At 63.5% G+C, this 21150-nt stretch carries 25 protein-coding genes; 15 read left to right on the forward strand and 10 right to left on the reverse strand.

The features are described from left to right. Positions 1–4: 4 nt before the first annotated feature. Complete coding sequence (gene ctlX, locus IY716_RS03970) at positions 5–1051, forward strand: citrulline utilization hydrolase CtlX (protein WP_218220292.1); 1047 nt, start codon at positions 5–7, stop codon at positions 1049–1051. 132 nt (positions 1052–1183) lie between these two features. On the opposite strand, the gene IY716_RS03975 is transcribed toward ctlX, so the two are convergent. From IY716_RS03975 to poxB, 3 genes are all read right to left on the reverse strand, one after another. Next, positions 1184–1843: a hypothetical protein gene (locus IY716_RS03975; protein ID WP_369699582.1), complete on the reverse strand. Its 660-nt coding sequence runs from the start codon at positions 1841–1843 to the stop codon at positions 1184–1186. A gap of 464 nt (positions 1844–2307) precedes the next feature. Beyond that, positions 2308–3000 (reverse strand): DUF6318 family protein, encoded by a 693-nt coding sequence (locus tag IY716_RS03980; RefSeq protein WP_218220293.1) that lies wholly within the window; start codon positions 2998–3000, stop codon positions 2308–2310. A gap of 113 nt (positions 3001–3113) precedes the next feature. Next, positions 3114–4829 carry a ubiquinone-dependent pyruvate dehydrogenase gene (gene poxB / locus IY716_RS03985; RefSeq protein ID WP_218220294.1) on the reverse strand — a complete coding sequence of 572 codons (1716 nt, stop codon included), beginning with the start codon at positions 4827–4829 and terminating at the stop codon, positions 3114–3116. A 167-nt stretch (positions 4830–4996) separates the two neighbouring features. Between poxB and IY716_RS03990 the strand changes: the two genes are divergently transcribed. Then, positions 4997–5629, forward strand: a complete 633-nt coding sequence (locus tag IY716_RS03990) for an NUDIX hydrolase (protein ID WP_218220295.1) — start codon at positions 4997–4999, stop codon at positions 5627–5629. Positions 5630–5660: 31 nt separating this feature from the next. Here IY716_RS03990 and IY716_RS03995 read toward each other — a convergent pair whose 3' ends face one another. Then, positions 5661–6605 carry a YafY family protein gene (locus IY716_RS03995; protein WP_218220296.1) on the reverse strand — a complete coding sequence of 315 codons (945 nt, stop codon included), beginning with the start codon at positions 6603–6605 and terminating at the stop codon, positions 5661–5663. Positions 6606–6713: 108 nt separating this feature from the next. On the opposite strand from IY716_RS03995, the gene IY716_RS04000 reads away from it, so the two are divergent. From IY716_RS04000 to IY716_RS13985, 3 genes are read left to right on the forward strand one after another with little or no spacing between them, the layout of a single operon-like run. Further along, positions 6714–7178 carry a VOC family protein gene (locus IY716_RS04000; RefSeq protein ID WP_218220297.1) on the forward strand — a complete coding sequence of 155 codons (465 nt, stop codon included), beginning with the start codon at positions 6714–6716 and terminating at the stop codon, positions 7176–7178. Positions 7179–7229: 51 nt separating this feature from the next. After that, the gene (locus tag IY716_RS04005) at positions 7230–7574 is read left to right on the forward strand and encodes an SRPBCC domain-containing protein (protein ID WP_218220298.1); all 345 of its coding nucleotides are present in this window, start codon (positions 7230–7232) and stop codon (positions 7572–7574) included. Then, positions 7493–7678 carry an SRPBCC domain-containing protein gene (locus IY716_RS13985; protein WP_369699583.1) on the forward strand — a complete coding sequence of 62 codons (186 nt, stop codon included), beginning with the start codon at positions 7493–7495 and terminating at the stop codon, positions 7676–7678. The genes IY716_RS04005 and IY716_RS13985 overlap by 82 nt, the downstream gene beginning before the upstream one ends. On the opposite strand, the gene IY716_RS04015 is transcribed toward IY716_RS13985, so the two are convergent. After that, positions 7621–8640, reverse strand: a complete 1020-nt coding sequence (locus IY716_RS04015; protein WP_218220300.1) for a YafY family protein — start codon at positions 8638–8640, stop codon at positions 7621–7623. The genes IY716_RS13985 and IY716_RS04015 overlap by 58 nt on opposite strands. A gap of 61 nt (positions 8641–8701) precedes the next feature. Between IY716_RS04015 and IY716_RS04020 the strand changes: the two genes are divergently transcribed. The 4 genes from IY716_RS04020 to IY716_RS04035 are packed head-to-tail and all read left to right on the forward strand — an operon-like array spanning position 8702 to position 11276. Then, positions 8702–9922 carry an epoxide hydrolase family protein gene (locus tag IY716_RS04020; protein WP_218220301.1) on the forward strand — a complete coding sequence of 407 codons (1221 nt, stop codon included), beginning with the start codon at positions 8702–8704 and terminating at the stop codon, positions 9920–9922. 57 nt (positions 9923–9979) lie between these two features. Then, entirely contained in the window at positions 9980–10342 is a 363-nt protein-coding gene (locus IY716_RS04025) for a helix-turn-helix transcriptional regulator (protein ID WP_218220302.1), read from the forward strand. Further along, entirely contained in the window at positions 10339–10818 is a 480-nt protein-coding gene (locus tag IY716_RS04030; RefSeq protein WP_218220303.1) for an SRPBCC domain-containing protein, read from the forward strand. The genes IY716_RS04025 and IY716_RS04030 overlap by 4 nt, the downstream gene beginning before the upstream one ends. Beyond that, on the forward strand, positions 10815–11276 hold the full coding sequence (locus IY716_RS04035) for an SRPBCC domain-containing protein (RefSeq protein WP_255316418.1): 462 nt from the start codon (positions 10815–10817) through the stop codon (positions 11274–11276). The genes IY716_RS04030 and IY716_RS04035 overlap by 4 nt, the downstream gene beginning before the upstream one ends. A gap of 13 nt (positions 11277–11289) precedes the next feature. On the opposite strand, the gene IY716_RS04040 is transcribed toward IY716_RS04035, so the two are convergent. Then, positions 11290–12216 carry a Ku protein gene (locus IY716_RS04040; protein WP_218220305.1) on the reverse strand — a complete coding sequence of 309 codons (927 nt, stop codon included), beginning with the start codon at positions 12214–12216 and terminating at the stop codon, positions 11290–11292. 193 nt (positions 12217–12409) lie between these two features. Between IY716_RS04040 and IY716_RS04045 the strand changes: the two genes are divergently transcribed. After that, complete coding sequence (locus IY716_RS04045; RefSeq protein ID WP_218220306.1) at positions 12410–13621, forward strand: MFS transporter; 1212 nt, start codon at positions 12410–12412, stop codon at positions 13619–13621. A gap of 162 nt (positions 13622–13783) precedes the next feature. Here the strand turns inward: IY716_RS04045 and IY716_RS04050 are convergent, their stop codons facing one another. The 4 genes from IY716_RS04050 to IY716_RS04065 all read right to left on the reverse strand — a co-directional run bounded on the left by IY716_RS04050 (position 13784) and on the right by IY716_RS04065 (position 15909). After that, the gene (locus tag IY716_RS04050; RefSeq protein ID WP_218220307.1) at positions 13784–14653 is read right to left on the reverse strand and encodes a M23 family metallopeptidase; all 870 of its coding nucleotides are present in this window, start codon (positions 14651–14653) and stop codon (positions 13784–13786) included. Further along, a complete protein-coding gene (locus tag IY716_RS04055) occupies positions 14653–15168 on the reverse strand; it encodes a helix-turn-helix transcriptional regulator (protein WP_218220308.1) in 516 nt (171 codons plus the stop codon). The genes IY716_RS04050 and IY716_RS04055 overlap by 1 nt, the downstream gene beginning before the upstream one ends. Before the next feature lie 101 nt (positions 15169–15269). Further along, positions 15270–15554, reverse strand: a complete 285-nt coding sequence (locus tag IY716_RS04060; protein ID WP_218220309.1) for a hypothetical protein — start codon at positions 15552–15554, stop codon at positions 15270–15272. Between the two features lie 127 nt (positions 15555–15681). Continuing rightward, entirely contained in the window at positions 15682–15909 is a 228-nt protein-coding gene (locus IY716_RS04065) for a hypothetical protein (RefSeq protein WP_218220310.1), read from the reverse strand. A 322-nt stretch (positions 15910–16231) separates the two neighbouring features. On the opposite strand from IY716_RS04065, the gene IY716_RS04070 reads away from it, so the two are divergent. From IY716_RS04070 to IY716_RS04090, 5 genes are read left to right on the forward strand one after another with little or no spacing between them, the layout of a single operon-like run. After that, the gene (locus IY716_RS04070; protein ID WP_218220311.1) at positions 16232–16927 is read left to right on the forward strand and encodes a GntR family transcriptional regulator; all 696 of its coding nucleotides are present in this window, start codon (positions 16232–16234) and stop codon (positions 16925–16927) included. Continuing rightward, entirely contained in the window at positions 16928–18580 is a 1653-nt protein-coding gene (locus IY716_RS04075) for a thiamine pyrophosphate-dependent enzyme (RefSeq protein ID WP_218220312.1), read from the forward strand. Beyond that, complete coding sequence (locus IY716_RS04080) at positions 18577–19713, forward strand: mandelate racemase/muconate lactonizing enzyme family protein (RefSeq protein WP_218220313.1); 1137 nt, start codon at positions 18577–18579, stop codon at positions 19711–19713. The genes IY716_RS04075 and IY716_RS04080 overlap by 4 nt, the downstream gene beginning before the upstream one ends. Beyond that, positions 19710–20630 carry an NAD(P)-dependent oxidoreductase gene (locus IY716_RS04085; protein WP_218220314.1) on the forward strand — a complete coding sequence of 307 codons (921 nt, stop codon included), beginning with the start codon at positions 19710–19712 and terminating at the stop codon, positions 20628–20630. Before IY716_RS04080 ends, IY716_RS04085 begins: the two co-directional genes overlap by 4 nt. After that, positions 20530–21141, forward strand: coding sequence for a RidA family protein (locus IY716_RS04090; RefSeq protein WP_218220315.1), 612 nt, complete (start codon positions 20530–20532; stop codon positions 21139–21141). The genes IY716_RS04085 and IY716_RS04090 overlap by 101 nt, the downstream gene beginning before the upstream one ends. The last annotated feature ends 9 nt before the right edge of the window (positions 21142–21150 follow it).

A 21150-nucleotide genomic window follows, 5' to 3' on the forward strand; every position in this document is an offset into this window, starting at 1 on the left:
CCCTGTGACAGAGGTTGTTCAGTCCCCGGTCGCGCGCTTCACTCTGCGCGACGACGGCGCGGCAAAGGTCACCGCGACTGATCGCGAGCCCGAACAGTCACCGTCTCGGGTGGTGCTCGTGCGGCCGCATCAGTTCACGCCGAATCCCGAGACCGCGGCAGACAACAGGTTCCAGCAGCGCATGCTCGAGGCATTGCTTCCCTCCGCGGTGCAGGGAGCCGTTCAGCGGGCGGCCCTGGAATCGGCTCGTCGGGTCGCCGGGGCGGCTTACGCTGAGGTCACCGAACTGGGGCGACGGTTGGAAGCACTGGGCATTGGCGTGGATCTCTTCGATGATCACTCGGCCGAGACGCCTGACAGCGTGTTCCCGAACAACTGGTTCAGCACCCATCCCGACGGCACCGTGACGCTCTACCCGATGTATGCGCAGAACCGTCGGGGCGAGCGTCGGGCGGACATCCTCGCGCACCTTCAGGAGACCTACCGGGTGCGCCGGGTGGTGGATTATTCCTCCGCCGAGCGTTTCGGTGAGTACCTCGAGGGCACCGGTTCCATGGTGCTGGATCACCGCGAGCGCCTGGCCTATGCGTGTCGCTCCCGGCGACTCTCACCCGGCCTGTTCAGCGAATTCTGCCGCGACTTCGGCTACTCACCGGTGCTCTTCGACGCCACCGACGGGACGGGGGCGCCGGTTTACCACACCAATGTGATGATGTCGGTGGGCACCGAGTTGGCGCTGATCAGCAGTGAATTGATCCGTGACCACTCCCAGCGCGAGCACGTGCTCGGCGTCCTGCGCGACTCCGGCCGGACCGTGGTGGATCTGGGGGTAGAACAGATCAACCGCTTCGCCGGGAACTGCCTGGAACTCAACGCGCACGGCCAGCGCTACCTGGTGCTCTCCACGACGGCCGAGCAATCCCTCACGGGCGAGCAGCGGGAGAGGATCTCCGAGTTCTGCACGCTGGTGCCAGTGGATGTCTCCACAGTGGAGGCCGCCGGAGGTTCGGTGCGCTGCATGATCGCCGGCAACCACCTCCCCTCACGCTGATCTTCCTGGCCAGTTGAGTAACCCGGTGGCAACGTAACGACCAGAGAACTCAACTGACCGTGAGGATCGGTGGGCAGCGGACGACGACGGCGCCCGGTCGCCTGCGCCGATGGCCCGGGCGCGAGGCACGGATCAGTTGCCCAGCCAGTTGCCGTTGGCATCGTACTGATCCGCGAAGATCTTCGGCGGAGTGTCACCGGGTTCGAGGGTGACGGGCCCGTTACATCCCCAGCTGCTCGTGTCGCGGCAGGAGCCGGAGACGTTGCGTGCGGCGACCCGCCAGATGTCAGCCTCTCCTGGAGAAGCCTGCACGTCGACCGAGCCGGGGATCACGATCCACGGCCCTCCTCCGCCGACCCGGTATTCGCCCACGAAAGTTATAGTCAGCGCGACCGGGAAGCGTCCCGTGTCGGTGTAGACGTGACTCGTAGGAGTTTCCTGGTTTGTCTTGACGACGGTCTCGCCGCCCCAGTTGTCTGGCATGGGTTCGCCGGGGTCATAAGTGACACCGCTGGTCCCGTCTCCGTAGTTCCAATTGAAGGTCTGCGGGTGAACCCGGATCTCGACCGGAATGCCGAGAAGAGTCTCATTGAGCGTCTGCGTGTCCACATCGGCGAACATGTGCGTATGCCGGTCCTTATAGCCGAAGCCGAGTAGGTCTGGCTCGAACTGCACTGTGCCACCGGAGATGGGGAGCGTGGCGAACGCTTCCTCGACCGCGCCAGGCAGGAGGGCCATGACGTCGATGGTCTCCTCCTCATTCACGTCTTCGATCTCTACCGCGTCAACCACTGTTTGAGTCGGCAGGCAGGCAAAGCCCTCGTCTGCAGACTCGGGGTGATCAGTGACGACAAACTCGTTCCCATCCATGAAACACGCGCGTTCGGTTCGCTCCCGACAGTCGACTCTTTCGACACCAGCGGTCCCGGCACACCAGACGGGTGGGCCTTCCAGATCCTCGCTCTCCTGGTCACTTAATCCGGAGCCAGCTCCGGGCATGTCAGACGTATCGGGTCGAGCAATGGGAGCTCGCTCTGAAGATGGAATTCTGTCGAGTCCTCGTTCGAGCGAGCCAGATCTACCCGAGGATCCGCAGGTTCCTCTCGCGGTTACTCCCTCTTCTGTCCACTCGGCAGAGTGGTCACAAGATCGGCCAGCAGCGACCGAAGTGTCCACACCGATTAGCAGCGCCCCTGCAAGGATCCCCACCCCCACGAGCAATAGCACCAAAACTTTGGGCATCGCAACGCGCATCTCTACTGCTCAGCTTCCCGAACGACAAGCTCCTGAAGCGTCCAGACGCCATCCTCATAGCCAACGGTCGCCTCAGCGTTTTCGTAGGTTCGCGGTGGTGTCACTCCCTGGGATTCTCCCGAGGCATCGAAAACCTCGAATTCGCCGTCCTCGATATGGAAGAGAATGGCAACCGTCTCACCACCCTCGAGCACCGTTGATATCTCATCCTCGGCCGCAGTGCCATCGGCTCGATACCATCCCTCCTCATTGATGTAGAGATCGAGATACCGGTCAATGCGGCTTAGACAAACTTCACATTCGGAACCAGTGACTGATTCGACAGGCCCAGAATCGCCAGTCATCTGCAGATAGTTGATCGCCTCGAACCAATACCTCAGAGCCGCCAGCGCGCCCTCTTCGGTCTCTTCGTAGATCTCGTCTGGAACCTCAGGCTCGGGCCAGTTCTCTGCGGGTCCATCCGAAGACGCAGGGACCGGCGTCGGCGACGATTCAGGATCCTCGGCCGCGCCCCCTTCACCACTCGGCTCTTCTGGATCCGAAGATCCGTCCTCCGACCCGGTCTCCCCCGCACTCGGCTCACCATTCGCCGCATCAGGTTCCGCCCCAGCATCTTCACCTCCGCAAGAAATCACACTCAACCCAAGAACCACCGCGAGGCCCACCGCACTGAGCCCACCCGCTGAAGTGTCCATGAACCTGTTCCGTCCACCCTGAGACTGCCTCCGCAACCACCTGTGGGGCAACAGACTAAACAGAACCGCCCCGGCACAAAAGGGGCCGGGGCGGACTGTGGAGAAGCGCAGTTCTAGAACAACTGGCGGAAGTTCGTCTTCGCGAGGTCGATCAGCTCGTCTCCGCGACCACTCAGCACGGTGCGCACTGCGTAGAGCGTGAAGCCTTTCGCCTGCTCAGCAGTGATGTTGGGCGGCATCGAGAGTTCCTGGCGCTCGGTGACAACATCGAGCAGCGCCGGGCCGTCGTGGGCCAGGAACTCCTCGACGGCCGCGGGAAGATCTTCAGATTTCTCCACCCGGATGCCCTTGATGTCCATCGCCTCAGCCACGGCGGCGAAGTTGGGATTCTTCAGTTCGGTGCCGTAATTGACGAATCCGGCGGCCTTCATCTCCACCTCGACAAAGTTCAGGGAGGAGTTGTTGTAGACCACGGTCTTGATCGGCAGCTCGTTCTGCGTGATGGTCAGCAGCTCACCCATGAGCATCGCCAGTCCGCCATCGCCGGCGAGCGCGATGATCTGCTTCTCCGGCTCGGCCATCTGCGCACCGATCCCCTGCGAGATCGCATTGGCCATGGACCCGTGGCTGAAGGAGCCCAGCAGTCGCCGCTTGCCGTTCATCGTCAGATACCGGCACGCCCAGACCACCGGTGAGCCGACGTCGGGAAGGAAGATGGCGTCGTCGTCGGCGCCCTCATCGATCAGCCGGGTCAGGTACTGCGGGTGAATGGTGCGCTTGGACGGAGTGGCCAGCGCGTCCAGGTCCTTGCGGGTCTTGGTGTAGTGCTCGGTGGAGTCTTTCAGGTGCTCGGAGCTGCGGTGCTCATCGAGCTTGGGCAGCAGCGCGTCCACGGTGTCCTTGACCGTGCCCACCAGGCCCACGTCCACCGGTGTGCGTCGGCCGATCTGCTCACCGCGAATGTCGACCTGCACCACCTTCGCGTGCTCCGGATAGAACTGCTGATAGGGAAGATCCGAACCGAGCACCAGCAGCGTCTCGCAGACCTCCATCGCTCGGTACCCGGAGGAGAAGCCGAGCAGACCAGTCATGCCGACGTCGTAGGGGTTGTCCCACTCGACATGCTCCTTGCCGCGCAGCGCATGCACGATCGGCGCCTGCAGACGCTCAGCGATCGCGAGCATCTCCGCGTGTGCCCCGGCTGTCCCGGCCCCCGCAAGGATAGTCACGCGCTCACAGGTGTTCAGAGCTTCGGCCGCCCGATCCAAATCCGCCTCGGCTGGGATCATCCTCGAACCCATGGGCAGAATGGCATGTGGCTCCGCAGAACTCGCCGCGAGCGCGACGTCGCCCGGAATGACCAGCACTGCCACGCCGCGCTTCTCTATGGCCTCGCGCATGGCGATCCGCAGCAGCCGCGGCATCTGGTCCGCGTGGGCGACGTGCTCCACGTAGACGCTGCAGTCGCGGAAAAGCTCCTGCGGATGAGTCTCCTGGAAATAGTTGGAACCGATCTCCTCGCTGGGGATCTGCGCGGCGATGGCCAGCACCGGGGTCCGCGAGCGCTGTGCATCGAAGAGCCCGTTGATCAGATGCAGGTTGCCGGGGCCGCAGCTGCCCGCGCAGACCGCGAGATCTCCGGTGACCTGGGCTTCGGCGCTGGCGGCGAAGGCGGCGGCCTCCTCATGACGGGTCTGCACCCATTCGATGGTGCCCGCGGCGCGCAGCGCGTCGGTCAGGCCGTTGAGAGAATCCCCAGGGATTCCGTAGATCCGCTCCACTCCGCTCGCGTGCAGGGTGTCAACGATGTTCCGTGCGACTGTCGGCATGGCGTCCTTCCAAGAGGGTCCCCGCTGCCTGCGCAGGCGAGCGGCGCGTATCTTCGAAGTCTAGGACTCCCCAGTCCACACGCCTATGGGACAAGTCACGAAGAGGACGACGACGGCGCCAGCTCGCCGCCCAGCCGACGAGCAGAAACCTCCCCTAGGCTGACCACATGCCCGTTCATGACGCCCCTGCACAGCACCCGATCCTGGAATCCAAGACGCTCCAGAAGACACCCATCTACGACTTGGTGGAAGAGACCTTCCAGTTCGGCGAGGCCGAGGAGACGCTCACCCGAGCATTTCTGATGCACCTGAGCGCAGTCGCCGTCGTCGCTGTGGACGAGCAGGACCGAGTCCTGCTGATTCGCCAGTACCGGCACCCGCTGCGGCAGAACATGTGGGAGGTCCCGGCCGGGCTCTTGGACACCGAGGGCGAGTCGATGCTCGATGCCGCAGCACGGGAGCTGCACGAGGAAGCAGACATCAGCGCCGAGACCTGGCATACGCTCGCCGATTTCACGACGACTCCCGGGGCGTCGAACGAGGCCATCCGTATCTATCTGGCCGAGGGCATCTCCGAGACTCCCGAGGCGGATCAGCACGAACGCGAAGGCGAGGAAGCCGAGATCGTGAAGACCTGGGTCCCGCTCGCAGAGGCCGTGCAAGCGGTGCTTGCGGGCCAGATCCACAACCCCAGCGCGGTCACCGGAATCCTGGCGTTGCATGCGCTGCGCACCGGCGCGGGAGAGCTGCGCGACGCGCGTGCGCCCTGGCCGGATCACCCCCGCGGGATCAACCCCTGACCCTCGTTAGCGCCAGGCGAATCGCTCGTTCTCAGGCGCCGTGAGGTGGAGACTCGGACAATCGGTTCGCAAAAGACTTGGCCGCCACGGTGAGCTCCTCTGGGCCCAGGATCTTGAACGGCGCGTCGAATCGAGCGATCAGCGCTAACACTCCCTGCCAAGACCAGGACCCGAGGGTGATATGCGTCGAGGTCTCCGAGAGCTCGTGGAGCTTCCCGTCGTCAATCCAAGGGGCAATCTCCCGCAGGGGCAGTTCAAGGATGATCTCTCCTATGCACGGCCACTGATCATCCAGTTCAGATCCCTTGAACCGTGCCGCAAGGAATGACGCCGGGTTCGGCGCCGGCAGCGGCCGCGGCGTGAACAACGGCCCAGGCGGCACCCGGGGAGTCATCCGATCTACGCGATAGATCCGCCAGTCTGTTCGGTCAAGGTCCCACCCAATGAGGTACCAGCGACCCCGACGAGCCACGATCGCATGCGGCTGCGTCCTGCGCGGAGCCTGCTCCCGGTAATCGAAGCGCAGCACTCTGCGCTCTCGGACGGCGGCGCTGACCGACTCCAGCACCGCCGGGTTCACAGGACTTCCAACACGCGGAACCGTGAAACGGACCCCGTCGATCCGATGCCGCAGACGGGCCGGCATCACCTGCCTCACCGTCGCTAGAGCCCGCTCGGCCCCCTCCTCGATCTCCACACCAGAGCTGGGCGCGCTCTGCAGTGCCACAGCAATCGCCACGGCCTGATCATCGTCGAAGCGCAGGGGCGGCAGTTCGGATCCCGGCACCAGCCGGTATCCCCCATCAGGCCCCTTGGTCGCGCGGATCTCATAGCCGAGTTCCCGGAGACGCTCGACGTCGCGTCGTACCGTCCTCGCGGTGACTTCGAGTCGGTCCGCCAGCAGCTGGCCAGGCCAGTCTCGCTGGGTCTGCAACAGCGAGAGCAGCGTGAGCGTTCGGAAGGTGCTTCCACTCATGGTTCAAGTATCTCCCTTGTAGAGGACACTAACTGACCTCTATAAGTGCGATCGTGAATCTCAGACGGCCGCTTCGACCGTCAAAGACACGAGAAGAGAGACAACGCCATGAGCATCACAACCACGACCCACCTGAACTTCCGCGGCACCGCACGCCCGGCCCTGGAGTTCTACAGGAACATCTTCGGAGGCCACCTCACTCTGGCCACTTACGCTGACTTCGGAACGCCCCACGACGCTCCTGGGGCTGACAAGGTCGTCTTCGGTCAGCTTGAGAGTGCCGAGGGCTTTCGCGTCATGGCCTACGACATTCCTGGGCAAGATCCGGAAGATGGAGGCCCCGCCGTCGGCCTCACCCGCCGGGAGAACGGAGCCACTATGACCGACCAGACCTTCTTCTTGAGCATTCGAGGCGACACGCTGGAGGAAGTCGCCTCCTGCTGGGACCTGCTCTCGGAAGGGGCGAGCATCGTGGAGCCGCTCGCCGCCTCCGCCTGGACCCCGGGATTCGGAATGCTCACCGACAAGTTCGGTGTCACCTGGGTGATCGACGTCGCTGCGCCCGCGGCCTAATGTGTAGGCAGCTGCCTCCCACCAGGCAGCAGGACCGGAAGGCGCGTCACGATGATCGACGAATCCAAGGGATTCACCTTGGCGAGGACATTCGCGTCCACCCCGGACGAGATCTGGTCCGCCTGGACCAATCCTGATGAAGCCGCCCAATGGTTCAGCTCGGAGAACGCCTTCACGCCTCGCGACTCCGTGGAGATGGATGTGCGCGTGGGTGGTCGTTACGCCTACACGATCGTGAACAGCACCGAAGGTGCCCGCTACCTCACCGGCGGGGTCTACCGGGAGGTCTCCCCATATGAGCGTCTGGTCTTCACATGGGGGACCCCGGCCGCGACCCTGAGGACGCCCCGGTGGTCACGCTGGTCCTCACCCCTACCCCGGAGGGAACGCACATGACCTTCGAGCTGCGCGGAGTGGAGGGCACGCAGGGCGACGGGTATTACTACGACGGCTGGGACAGCGCGCTGAACGCGCTCGGAGAACACCTCGGCGGAGGGTGAGTTGTCGATTCAGCCGAAGCCGCGGCAAACTGCTCCGCGAGGCGGCCCAACTCCTCCCGCACCTCATCGCCTTCGAGAAGGTCCCAGCGGAGCCCGCTGGTCCCGAGGTACATCGCGATGACCTCGGGACGGTCCGCGCCGGTGACCAGCACGGACGTGCCGTCGCCGGCATCTGTCACCTCCGCCACCGTCGGACCGAAGACTCTCCGCACCGCGCCTAACTCCGCATGGACACGGACTCTGGCCCGCACCGGATAGGGTGCAACGCTGATGGCCCGTGAGGTCGCCTGCTGGATAAGATCTTCGGGAATCTCGCGCAGCTCGAAGCCGTCTTTTTCGAGTCGCACACGCTCGATCCTGTCCACCCGGAGGGTCCGCCACACCCGACGCCGAGGCTCCCATCCGAGCAGATACCAGCGCTGCGCGGTGTGCACGATCCGGTGCGGATCCAAGGCTCGCTCGGAGCGTTCGCCCTCGTGATTGCGGTACCGAATCCGGATGCTGCGGCGTTCAGCAATCCCGCGGGCCAGCATGATCACCGTCTCGACGTCGATGTCTCCGGTGGCTGCGGCGAGTGGGACCATCGCGCGTTCGACCTGGGTGATCTGATCCCGCGTCACCGGAGCCAGCGAGAGCTCCAGCTTCGCCAGGGCCCGGGCCGAGGCGTCCTCGATCCCGGTGATGACGCCAGAGGCCGAGGCCCGGAGACCCACAGCGATCGCCACCGCCTCGTCGGGCGCCAGCGTGAGCGGAGGCACCGCAGCCCCCGCGCCCAGCCGGTACCCGCCCCCGACGCCGCGGGTCGCCTCGATGCCGTATCCCAGGTCCCGGAGGTCAGCAACGTCTCGGCGCAGCGTGCGGTCACTGACCTCCAGGCGTGCACGCAGCTCGGCCCCGGTCCACACCGGGCGCGCCTGAAGCAGACCCAGCAGCGCCAGCGTGCGTCCGGTGGTCCTCGACATGGTCCAAGTATCCTCCGGATTCCGGCCGCATTGTGGCCGCAATGAGCACAAGACTGGCGTCATGGACACACACCACGCACACCCCATCAGTCCCTTTCAGATCGACATCCACCCGGACCAGGTCGCTGACCTGCACACCCGACTGGCGAACACGCGCTTGCCCCACCCACTCCCCGGCGACGGCTGGAACTCCGGCGTCCCGATCTCGACACTGCGTGATCACGCGGATCGCTGGCGCAGCCACGACTGGGGCGCCACCCAGGATCGTCTGAACCAGCTTCCGCAGTTCACCACCGAGATCGACGGGCAGACGATCCATTTCCTGCACATCCGTGCGAAAGCCCCAAGCAGCATCCCGCTGATGCTGATCCACGGCTGGCCAGGATCGTTCCTTGAATTCGAGAGGCTGATCGGGCCGCTCACCGACCCCGCGGCATACGGCCATCCGGAGAGTGACGCATTCGACGTCGTCATCCCGTCGCTTCCCGGCTTCGGTATCTCCACCCCGCTGCTCGACGGCGGGTGGACCACCCATCGCATCGCAGCGGCGTTCACCGAACTGATGACCCGGCTCGGCTATGAGCGGTTCGCCGTCCAGGGCGGGGACCTCGGCGCGGGGATTGCTCCAGAGATCGCCCGCGTGGTGCCCAGCCGAGTGATCGGCGTCCATGTGAACGGTGCCTTCGGGGCATTCACGCCCGAGGTCGATGAGGAGACTCTGGCGGCGATGGCCCCTGTGGAGCAAGACAGGATGCGCAGGATCGGAGAGTTCATGCAGACCGAGTTCGGCTACGTCGCGCTGCAGTCCACCCGCCCAGGGCTCCTCGGGGCAATGGTGGCAGACAGTCCTATCGCTCAGTTCGCCTGGATCCTGGACAAGCTGCAGGCCTGGAGCCATCCGGCCGAGACGCCCGCGACCGAGCTGCTCGGAGATGAGTTCGTCTTCGCCAACGCATCGTTGTACTGGTTCACTGCGAGCGCCGGATCTGCCGCCTACGTCGGCTACGCCCAGGATGAGCCGTGGGGCGCGACGCCACTGAACTCCGGGGTGCCCACCGCCGGGATCCAGTTCGCCCACGACATCGGCATCCGGTCCTTCGCGGAACAGGGAAACAGCATCGCGCGCTGGACCGAGCACCCAGAGCGCGGCGGCCATTTCGCCGCGCTCGAGGAGCCTGACCTGCTCCTTGCGGACATCCGAGAGTTCTTCCGCCCTTGGCAGGAGATCCAGGTTGAGGGGTCACCGGAAGAGACTGACACGAGCGAGCCTCAAGAATCTTGACCGGAAGGGCGCCGCGACCTAACGTGTAAGCAACTTCTTACGCATAAGGAGGTGCCGTTGCCACCGAAAGACCCGCTGAGCATCACCTTCAGCGCCCTGGCAGACCCCACCCGTCGCGACATCGTTGCGCGGCTGCGAGGAAAACCGATGACCGTGAGTGCACTCGCCGAGAAGTACTCGATGAGCAGGCCCGCCGTCTCACAGCACCTGGCAGTCCTGGAACGAGCCTCCCTCGTGGAGCGAGATCGACGCGGGCAGTGGATTGAATGCTCACTGTCCCCTGCCGCCCTGGACCCTGCCACCGAATGGCTCAACCAGCAGCGGGTCACCTGGAACGAGCGGCTTGACCATCTCGATGACTACCTCAGCAGGAGCACCCTCTCCGAGAACCACCGCACACAGGAAGGCAGAAAGTCATGATTGACGAGACCAAGGGATTCACCCTGGCCCGCACCTTCGCCGCCACCCCCGAAGAGGTCTGGTCCGCGTGGACCAATCCCGATGAGGCAGCGCAGTGGTTCCACCCCGAGGGCGCGACCACGCCGCGCGAATCGGTGGAGATGGATGTCCGCGTGGGTGGTCGCTACACCTACACGATGGTCAATGACGAGGACGGGGCCAGGTACGTCACCGGCGGCGTCTACCGCGAGGTCTCCCCCTACGAGCGCCTCGTCTTTACCTGGGGCGATCCGCTGGCAGACCCAGAGGACACTCCTGTGGTGACCCTGGTATTCACACCCACACCGGAGGGCACGCACATGAGCTTCAAACTCCGCGGGGCCGACGGCGCCCAGGGAGATGAGTACTTCTACGACGGCTGGGACAGTGCACTGAACGTCCTCGGCGAGTACCTCAGCGACTCAGAGACGCGCAATTCCGGGGCGCCGCAGACATGAATCTTCTGCACGAGACACTGAATTTCTCGCAGACGATATCCGCTTCCTTGGCGCGCGTTTGGGAAGCCTTCGCGGAGCCGCGCCAGCGCGCCATCTGGGGGCCACCCTCTGGTGAGGTGCAGATCTTTGATCAGGCACAGTTCAGGGTCGGGGGTCGGGACCTATACCGGTGTGGATCGCCTGATGCCTTGGATTACCGGGGCGTAGTGGATTACATCCACATCGTCGAGCACCGGCTGATCCTCCACACGGATGTCGTCTACGGCGGAGACCAACTCCTTTCCGCTGCGCTGCTCACCATCGAGTTCGCGGACTCGGACTCCGGCACTCAGATCGCCATCACCGACCAGCTGACCTCGTTCGTCGGAGAAGGAATGGTCGAGGGTCACCAGAAGGGTCAGACGATCGCGCTCAATCAACTCGCCGCGTATGTGGAACACGCCCCTGGAGAAGAGTGAAGCTCAGCGAGGTCTAGCTCGCCTTCTTCTTCTGACTCGATCCGCTGCTCTTGGTGGACCCTTTGGCGGCACCACTTTTCGCGGATCCTGAGTCCTTCTTCGCGGAGCTGCCCTTCGACGACGAACTGCCTGAGTCCCCGGATGCCTTCCCGGAGCTCTTTCGCCGAGAATCCACGGACTGCTTCAGCGCCTCCATGAGGTCGATGACGTTGCCGTCACCTTCCTCCTCATCCTCGACGTCGCCGAAGGTCGCCTCGGTATCAATGTCCTCGCCGTGGGCAAGCTTCTCCTCCACCAGGGTGTGCAGCTGATCCTGGTACTCATCCTTGAATCGATCTGGATCGAAGTCCTCGGAGTAGGAGTCCACCAGCGACGTGGCCATCTCCTGTTCCTTCTTCGTCAGCCGGGATTTGGGGATGTCGAACTCGGGTTCACGCATCTCATCCGCCCAGCGCAGCCCCTGCAGCACGATCACGTCCTCGCGGACGCGCAGCACGCCGAGCCGGGTCTTGGAGCGCAGAGTGAATGTCACGATGGCCACCCGCGAGGACTCTTCCAGGGTGCGGCGCAGCAGCACATAGGCCTTCGCGGATTTGCCGGCGGGCTCCAGGAAGTAGGACTTGTCCAGCTCCATCGCGTCGATCTGGTCCTCGGGGACGAACTGCTCCACCGCGATCTCCTTGGAGTCATCCGCGGGCAGCTCAGAGAGCTCCTCCTTGGTCAGGATCACCGTGGACTCTCCAGAGTCATAGGCCTTGTCGATGTCCTTATAGTCGACCTTCTCGCCGCAGACCTCGCAGTGGCGCTCATAGCGGATCCGGCCGCCGTCGTCGTCATGGACCTGATGCATGGACAGGTCATGGCTCTTGGTGGCCGAATACAGCTTGATCGGCACCGTCACCAGCCCGAAGGACACTTCGCCAGACCAGATCGCCCGCATGGTCACTCCTTGAGTTCGTCGTCACAGCCGCTGGCTCCATGACACCACAGCTGCCCTGACCAGGAAAGACACAACCGACGACGACGGCGCGGCCCCGCGTTGACGTGATGCGCATCACCTCTTACAGTGACCAGAATGCGGACACATGTCTGGGCTGCGGCAGTCCGGTGATCAAGACTGTGACCTCGCTTCTATGACATCCGCTGCCTCTCCGCGCACCCCGGGGTTGGTGACGCTGAGCATCGCCGTCGTCCTGATCGGTTTGACGTTGCGCGGGCCGATCACGGGGGTCCCCCCGCTGCTCTCTGACATCGCGGCCGGGCTTTCCCTGACACCTGCGACAGCGGGACTGGTGACGGGCCTGCCGCTGCTCGCCTTCGCCCTGCTCTCTCCGCTGGTGCCTGGTCTGGGCCGCTGGATCGGGGTGGACAAGCTGATCCTCCTCAGCCTGCTGGGGCTGGGCCTGGCGATCGCCGTGCGCCCCTGGCTGGGCAGCGTGGGCTTTCTCGCCGCGACCTTTCTGGTCGGTGCGGCGATCACCTTAGGCAATGTCTTCATGCCCGTGATGGTTCGCCGGGATGCTGGGCCATATGTCCCGCAGGTGATGGCCGTCTCGACCGCCGCCTACGGCCTCGGACAAGGTCTGACGGCGTTCCTCGCGGTGCCCTTGGCAGCTGCGGCCGGATGGCGCTGGTCAATTTCCTTCCCCGCAGTCCTGGTGGTGTTCGCGGTGGCAGCCTGGATTTACCACCGCAGCCGGGTGCGTGCTCACCGGGAGGCAACCTCTTTCACCGCGCCTGCTTCCGGACCACCCCTCGCGGCGGCTTCCTGGCGGGACGCTTGGACAAATCCCTCCGCCTGGTGGCTGGCTCTGTTCTTCGGCATGCAAGCGCTGATGTTCTACACCGCGAGCACGTGGACCCCTGACCAGCTCATCCAGACCGGAGGGCTCAGTCAGGCTGAGGCCGGCAACGCGCTCACCATCTTCCACGTGCTGGGCATCGGCGGGACCCTGCTGGTGCCATACATGGCCAGGAGGGTCGGCAGCGGCCAGCGTCTCGGGCTGCTGATCGCGGTGGGGTGGTTCGGGTACTTTCTGGGCCTGTTCCTGCTGCCAGAGGCCTGGCTGCTCTGGGTGGTGATCGGAGGGTGGGTCCAAGGCGCAGGGATCGGACTGGCCATGACACTGATCGCCACCCGCCCGGCCGACGTGCACATCGCACGGCAGGTCTCCGGCATGGTGCAGTGCGTGGGCTACAGCCTGGCCGCCCTCGGTCCACTGGTGGTGGGAGGACTTTCCGGGCTCACGGGCGGCTGGGCGGCCCCGACTGTCGCATTGCTGCTGTGCGCGGGGACCATGGCGGCCACTGCTCCCCGCGCCGCGTCCTCCGAACCCATCGGCTAGGTCATTCCGGTCCTGGCTGCCTGGCCCCTGGGGCTCCACCGTGACCGCCCTTCCCGGCGAACCACGCATCTCTTGGGCACAAATCGTCGCTATGACGCCTGACTCTGCACCCTATTCCGACGTTTCCTGCCCAAGAGATGGATCGATGGCCTCCGCCGGGACCTACGCCTCGAAGATCTCCCCGTTGCGAGGCATGCTCAGCACCGCGTTCTCCGCGGGCTCCTTCGCGAGCTCCGCCAGGGAAGGCTCGATCTCCCCGGCGCGCGTGATGTCCGACCAGGTCATCTTCAAGCCGGCAGCCGTGTTCGGGTTCGCACGGTCCATGAGATGCACGTGCAGGTGCGGCTCTGAGGTGTTCCCGGTGTTCCCGACCTCCCCGAGCTGCTCGCCGACTTCCACGCGCTGCCCCACACCGACGACGACGCTGCCCTTCCGGAAGTGCGCGTAGACCGCGGCCGTGCCGTCGTCGTGGTGGACGATCACGTGGTTGCCGATGATCGCCCGCTGCCCCGACACCGAGCGGAACATGCCCTCGAGGGTCATCATGAAGAGCAGGGCCTGCCAGGTGTTCCGGGCCCGGTGATCCCTGGAGCGGGACCAGATCCGGGTGACCACGCCGGGTGCCATCGAACAGACGGGCGCCCCGAAGCTGGGGTATTCCTCTGGGCGGGATCCGCGCCAGGCCTTGCGCACCTTGGCCGGGGTCGCCGGCGTCGTCGGCTGCAGGATATCGACCGCGGCGTACTGACCCAGGAACCGGCTTCCGTGGCTTGGCAGCTGCTGGCCCGGCGTGTTCAGGGCCGCCCAGCGGCCACGGACCGGTGCGGCCATCACGTGAGGATCATGCTCATCGGCCTTCGGATGCACACCAGAGAGCAGCGCGCCGAGAGCGATGACGATGAGCAGCAGCAGAGACGGCACGGAGCGAACGAAGTCCGGCACGGCGTCGAAGACAGTCAGCACCCCCAGGGTGATCCCGAGCAGGACAGGAAGGAGCCAGAGGGGCTTGAGTCGCGAGATTGCTCGGCGCATCAGCGATCCACCCCCAGCAGCATGACCAGCAACGGGACGATCCGCGCCGGAGGGATCTCGTAGCGACCGGATCCCAGCGCGGTGGCCCAACCGGCCGCGACCAGCTGACGCAGGTGGTGGTACACCTGGCCACTGGTACCGAAGTCACCGGTCTCGAGAATCTCCTCCACTGTGGAGGCATCGGTGAGCAGGCGCTGGAGCAGGTGCAGTCGCACCGGATGTGCCAGCGCGGAGAGCGATTCGGCTCGGGCCCCGAAATCGGATTCGAAGAGCTCCTCCACTGACGCCTGCATCTGCCATTCCGCGCGGTGACCTTTGGGCACGGTGACCGCACCGGTCATCAGCACCGCCCCCTGAACGTCCGAGGTGCGCTGCTTGAGTCCCTCCAACGCCCAGAAGACCTCACCGGGGTCTACGGCCGACGGCGGCCGGTCGGGTGATTCCAGAGCAGCAAGTCTCTCTTCGACGTTCGCAAGGCGTTGGGAAAGTTCACGGACAGCGTCGTCGTCGGTCATGACCTAAAAGCTAGTCGAATCACGGAATTACGTAAACACGCAACGCCGACGCATTTTCGTAATGCAGTCAATCCGGCGCCCGACGGGACCCGGCGTCAACGCTACCGCCGCCACCATCGCCCAAGCGGGTTTCCATGAGACTCGGCCGCCTGGGCCATCGCATAGGCAGGCTGGTCTCGATCGTTCGCCTCGAGTGGGTGCGCAGATTCTTCATCGCGTCGCTTATTCCGCTTGTGCAGCCATCCGGCAGCGAGTGTGACGGCCGAAATGATTCCCGAGATCCACGCCTGGGACGCCGTCGGATCGTTCCTGAAGACGAGTGAGAGCCACCAACAGATCAGCAGCACGGCGATGGCGGCGAGGACCCGTTCGGCGATCTTCGACATGCTTCGATTCTACTGATTCAGCGTTTTGCTCAAACCCCTGAAATGGACTTCTTCGACGTCAGAAGCGCATCGCACGCTGAAGGGCGCTGCCAATACGCGGCAGCGCCCTTCAGTAGAGATTCTTGATTCAGCGCTTCTTGGCGCCCTTTTCATACTGCGACAGGGCCAGGCCGAGACCGAAGAACGTAGGTGCCCAGTGTCCGACGAAGATCCCCCATCGATCAGCCTGAGGCTTGGACTCTTTGGCCTTGAAGCGGGAGACGGTCCAGCTGACGAATGAGAGCCCTACTGACGCCAATCCCGCGTTATAGGCGTGCTCAGAACGAAGGCCGAGGTTATGAAGTACAGAAAGCATGTGTTTCCTCACAGAGGGTTCGATGTCAGCACCCGGATGAACTGGGCACCTGACATCAACCTACGGACCCCACCTGGTGACTCCATGGTCATAGCCTCCGTTTAGTCTCCGTACTCCGAGACCGATGTGGCCCTCGACCACAACATGAACCTCTCAAAGCGCATGGGCACCCCACCCTCTGGATCCCACTAGACATTCCAACGCAATCAAGACAACACCTTCGCCCCGGCCAGGTTGACGATGTGACCGGCAGAACGACTTCCCAGAACTTTTTCCGTCAGAACCCTTGCCGGGTCGCCCGAACTAGGATTATATATAAAATATGGATGACGAGATCTTCGCCGAGAGCGAAATGCGAAACGCTATGACCGACCGTGTGTACTCAAGACTTAAAGCGCGCATCATCGACTTGGAACTGGAGCCGGGGTACCGCCTTCAGATCGAACGCCTCAGTAAAGAGTTCGGAGTGAGCGCAACTCCAATCAGGGAGGCGCTAAACAGGTTGAGCGCCGAGGGTCTGGTGAGAGTTGAGGCTTATCGCGGGTTCCGAGTTGCGGCACTCCTGGACGAAGAACACCTCATCCAGCTGCTGAAGGCCCGAGAGGTGATCGAACGAGCAGGCGCCTCCGGAGCTGCGGTGACGCGGAACGCCACAATCATCGAGGGTCTCCGGGAACGCGTCAGCTACATGGGAGAACTTGTTTCTTGTCCGGAATTGGACATCAGAAGTTTCAACGCGGCCGACGCCAGCTTTCATCGGCTGACGATAGAAGGCGCAGGCAATCCATTCCTCACTAAAGCATTCGACTCCTTGCACGCTCACGTCCAGATCGCCCGTCATTTCCAGGGTCGCTCCATCGTGGAGGCCGCGCACTCAAACGAAGAACATAAGCGAATACTTGAAGCTATAGAACGAGGGAGCGACTTCGAAGTCGAGGCCCTCGTGGGAGCCCACGTCGACGGAGTCCTTTCCCGACTCAAAGCACTCTCTGATGATCGCGGATCGGCGGGCTCCTAGATGATGACCTTCCCTACTTCGCTCCCCATTGCCGAGGTCGTTGCGGATCTCCTTGTAGAAGCCGGCGTCCGCAGGATCTACACAGTTCCAGGGGAAAGCTTTCTTCCGTTGCTGGAGGCCTTCGAATCCCATAAGGACCTGCGACTGATTTCAACGCGTCATGAGGGTGGGGCCGCCTTCATGGCGGAGGCGGATGCCAAGCTCACGGGTAAACCCGCCGTGGTCATGGCCACTCGTGGAGTGGGGGCCGCCAATCTCAGTATCGGCATGCATACAGCTCACCAAGACAGCACACCAATGCTGGCTCTGATCGGCCATGTCGAGACGGCCCACCTGGGGAACGAAGGCTTCCAGGAACTCGATCTCGAACACTTCCTGGGCCACGTCAGCACATGGTCGACGACGGTACATCGGTCCGACCGCGTGGCCGACACCGTTGCGAGGGCACTCGTCAGGGCAACCACAGGCCGCCCGGGCCCAGCCACTGTCGCACTTCCGTCCGATGTGCTCGAAGGAATGACCTCACCGGTAGGACCCATGGTGCGCGTGCGCCCGAGCATCGCCTCCCCCGCAGATGCTGAAAGAGTCACCCGGTTACTAGCGGAAGCCCGTCGGCCGGTGATCATTGCGGGGCAAGGAACCCGACACCGTTCACTGGTCGCGGTGGCGCAAACCTTTGGGGCTGGCGTGTATACGGCGTTCCGACGGCAGGACTATTTTCCGAACGACGATGGGCATTATCTGGGCCACCTCACATTGGGGACTCCCCCACAGATCCTTGCCGCTCTAGATGATGCAGATGTAGTCCTGGTCCTTGGCGAACGACTCGATGAGGTCACGACGCAGACCTATACGCGACCCACGCTGAGCACACAAGTGGTCCATATTCATCCGGACCCTGCGGTTTTCGGGGTCCATCAGCAGGCCGAGATTGCCATCGCAGCCGACCCTGCCGAATTCTGCGAACAACTGTTGACTTCCGCCCGTAACGAGGACCAAAACGCACAGGACGATTGGTGGAGAGACGGTCATACTGCCTACCTCGAAATCGCCGAGGCATCGGCTGCGCCGGCACCGAGCGGTGCACTCCATCCGGGTCGCGCAATCGCAGCCGTCCAAAGTGTTGCGAGCCCAGACACCATCGTGACCAACGACGCCGGTAATTTCTCGATCTACCTACACCGCCAGTGGAAATTTCAGCACGAAAGGACTCAAGCTGCGCCGATATCAGGGGCGATGGGCTATGCGGTCCCAGCGGCTATCGGGGCTTCACTTGCTTTCCCCGACCGTTCCGTCCTTGGGGTCGCAGGTGATGGTGGTTTCCTCATGACAGCAATGGAGCTCGAGACTGCTGTCCGGGAGGGCACGCAAGTGAAGATTCTCGTCCTTCAGAATGGCCTCTACGGGACGATCGCGATGCATCAGCGCGCCACTGGCCGCCGGATAAGTGCCTGCGACATCGCTGACGTCGACCTCGCGGGGCTGGCGCGCTCCCTGGGCGCCCACGCGATCACCTGCGCTGACGAAGAGTCGCTGCCAACCGCAGCCCAGGATCTGATGTTCCACGACGGCCCTGCGGTGTTGGTGGTCAAGACCGATCCCGATGCGATTGCCCCGGGCCGCTCCTTCAGCACGATGGGAGATGGGCAGTGATCACCTCAACGATCGAGAGCATCTCGGCGATTCCTCTGCGGTACCCCTTGGGCGCGGAGCGCTACGGGTCATCGCGAGGCTTGGTCGGCGCGCGGGAAACGACGCTGGTCCACCTGCGCACGAGCGACGGTGTCGAGGGGTGGGGAGAATGTTTCGGCCCCACAGCGGCCGTCGTTCCGCTGGTGCACGAGTTGGCGGAACAGTTACGAGGCCGTGGTCTCGACGCTCCCGGTGCTTTTGTCACGTCGCAGCTACAGCAGCACTACCACCGAGGAGGAGGCCTGCATGCCTCGGCTCTGTCAGGTTTGGACACGGCGATGTGGGACGCCCTTGGAAAGACCCTGAACGTCAGTGTCGCAACCCTGCTAGGCGGCAGAACACGTGACTTCGTCGTTCCATATGCTTCCTGCGGCTACGTTCGAGACGGGCAATCACTTGAAGAATTTGCTGACGAACTCGCCGCGTCGGCGACAGGATTTCAAGCCGCCAAGATCAAGTGCGGGTTCGGCCCCACCATGGACTCAGCGCGAACGGCCGCAGCACGAGAAACACTCGGCGATGATGCATTCTTGATGGTCGACTTCAACGGCAATTATTCGGCCGACCAATCTCGAACGTCGATCCGTGCCATGGAGGCATCTCGTCCGGCCTGGGTCGAGGAACCTCTAGCTCCAGACGACGTCGACGGCCTTCGGCTCCTGCGGCCTCTCGATGTCGCTCTTGCCACCGGAGAGGCGCTCTATACCCGCGCCCCCTTCCGAAGACTCATAACCGAACGACTCATCGATGTGGTGCAGCCTGACATTACGAAGATCGGAGGTCTATCCGAAGCGCGAGCCGTGTGCGAAATGGCGAGGGCTTGGGGAGTTCGCGTCTCACCCCACGTTTGGGGTGGGGGCATCGCCTTAGCAGCGGCCGTTCAACTGCTCGGTTCGATCCCGGATTACCCCCATACGTCCAACGTTCCAGAACCGATCTGGCTCGAACTTGATCGCGGAGCAAATGCTTTGCGCGACGAACTCGTGACCGAACCTCTGAGCCCTGTCGATGGCATCATCTCACTCCCCACTCGACCCGGCCTTGGGGTCGACATTGACAAAGCCGCACTTGCCCGACTCAGGGAGGACCGATGAATCAGATCATCGTCACGGGAGCGACCGGGTTCCTTGGAGAAGCTGTTTCGGAAGAGCTGGCACTTGCGGGTCATACCCTCGTGCGTACCGACCGACGGGAGTCCAGTGGAGTACAGGCGCTTGACGTGACAGACGCGAAAGACCTTGATCGGTTCTTCGCTCTGCACTCAGGGGTGACCTCCGTCGTTCATCTCGCCGCGGCCGGTTCCGGAGCGGACGGCCTGGTCGCCGGAGCCAGCGGGAACCCCGCATCCGCTGTGCGGACCAACATCGAGGGATTCGTCCACGTCGTCGAAACCGCTGCACGACATGGAGTTCACAGAGTGGTATGGGCGTCGTCGACGACGGTCTACGGGGCCGCGCCTTCCTATACCAGCGCTCAAGTTCATGAGGACGCGCCCTTTGCACCGACGACGATCTACGGCAGCACCAAAGTTGCCTGTGAGCACCTGGGGCCAGTTCTGGCCGCCAACCTCGGCGTCGAGGTCGTCTCGTTGCGGCTCCCGATGGTCTACGGCCCAGGTCGGTGGTACGGAGGAAGTCAAGAGGCCCTGATCAAGATCGTCGATTCCGCGAGAACGTCGTCTCCTGTCGATACGAGGTGCTGGACCACCCGCACGGACTGGATCCACGTCCAAGATGCCGCCTCCGCCCTACGAATCCTGACCGAAGTTGAGGAGCCCAGCTCCGCATACCACGTAGTCGGACACCGAGGTTCATTGGCAGAGCTGGCTCGGCAGATCGCAGCGACTCTGAACGTAGCCCCGGAAGGAATCGAGACTACCGACGTCGGGGGGCCTGATATCCCTTTGACCGATGACTCTCGGATACGGACCCGACACCGCTGGACGCCCCAGTACCCCACCGCTGCAACAGGCGCTGCAACATTCAAGCAACCCATACAGCCAAATCAGTAGAGGAACTAGACACGTGGACCATACCCAAAGGACCCCCTCTCAAGCCCTCGCCGATCTGGGGCTGGTGTTGCCCGAACCGGCCAAGCCTTCCTTCAATTACGTTCCCACTCTGCGTAAGGGCGACCTCATCTACACCGCGGGGCAATTACCTAAGGACGATGGAGAAGTCCGGATCACGGGCCGCTGCGGAGGAGACTTGTCGCTGGAGCTGGCGCAACAGGCGGCTCGAATCTGCACCCTTCAGGGACTCGCCTGTGCCGCCGAAGAGGCAGGGTCTTTGGACGCTCTCTCAGGCGTCTTGAAAGTCACCGGTTTCGTGGCATCCACTTCGGGCTTCCACGAGCAACCGAAGGTCCTTGATGCTGCGAGCGAACTGCTCCGCACCGTCTTCGGTGAGTCAGGTCGTCACGTCAGGTCAGCGGTGGGAGTAGCAGCGCTTCCTCGCAATGCACCTGTAGAGATCGAGTTCATATTCATACTTCACCCTCGCACCCCTAAGCGTTCCGTGTAGCGCACCCTT

Origin of the sequence: Nesterenkonia sp. Act20, assembly GCF_019173455.1 — a bacterium.
GTDB lineage: Bacteria > Actinomycetota > Actinomycetes > Actinomycetales > Micrococcaceae > Nesterenkonia.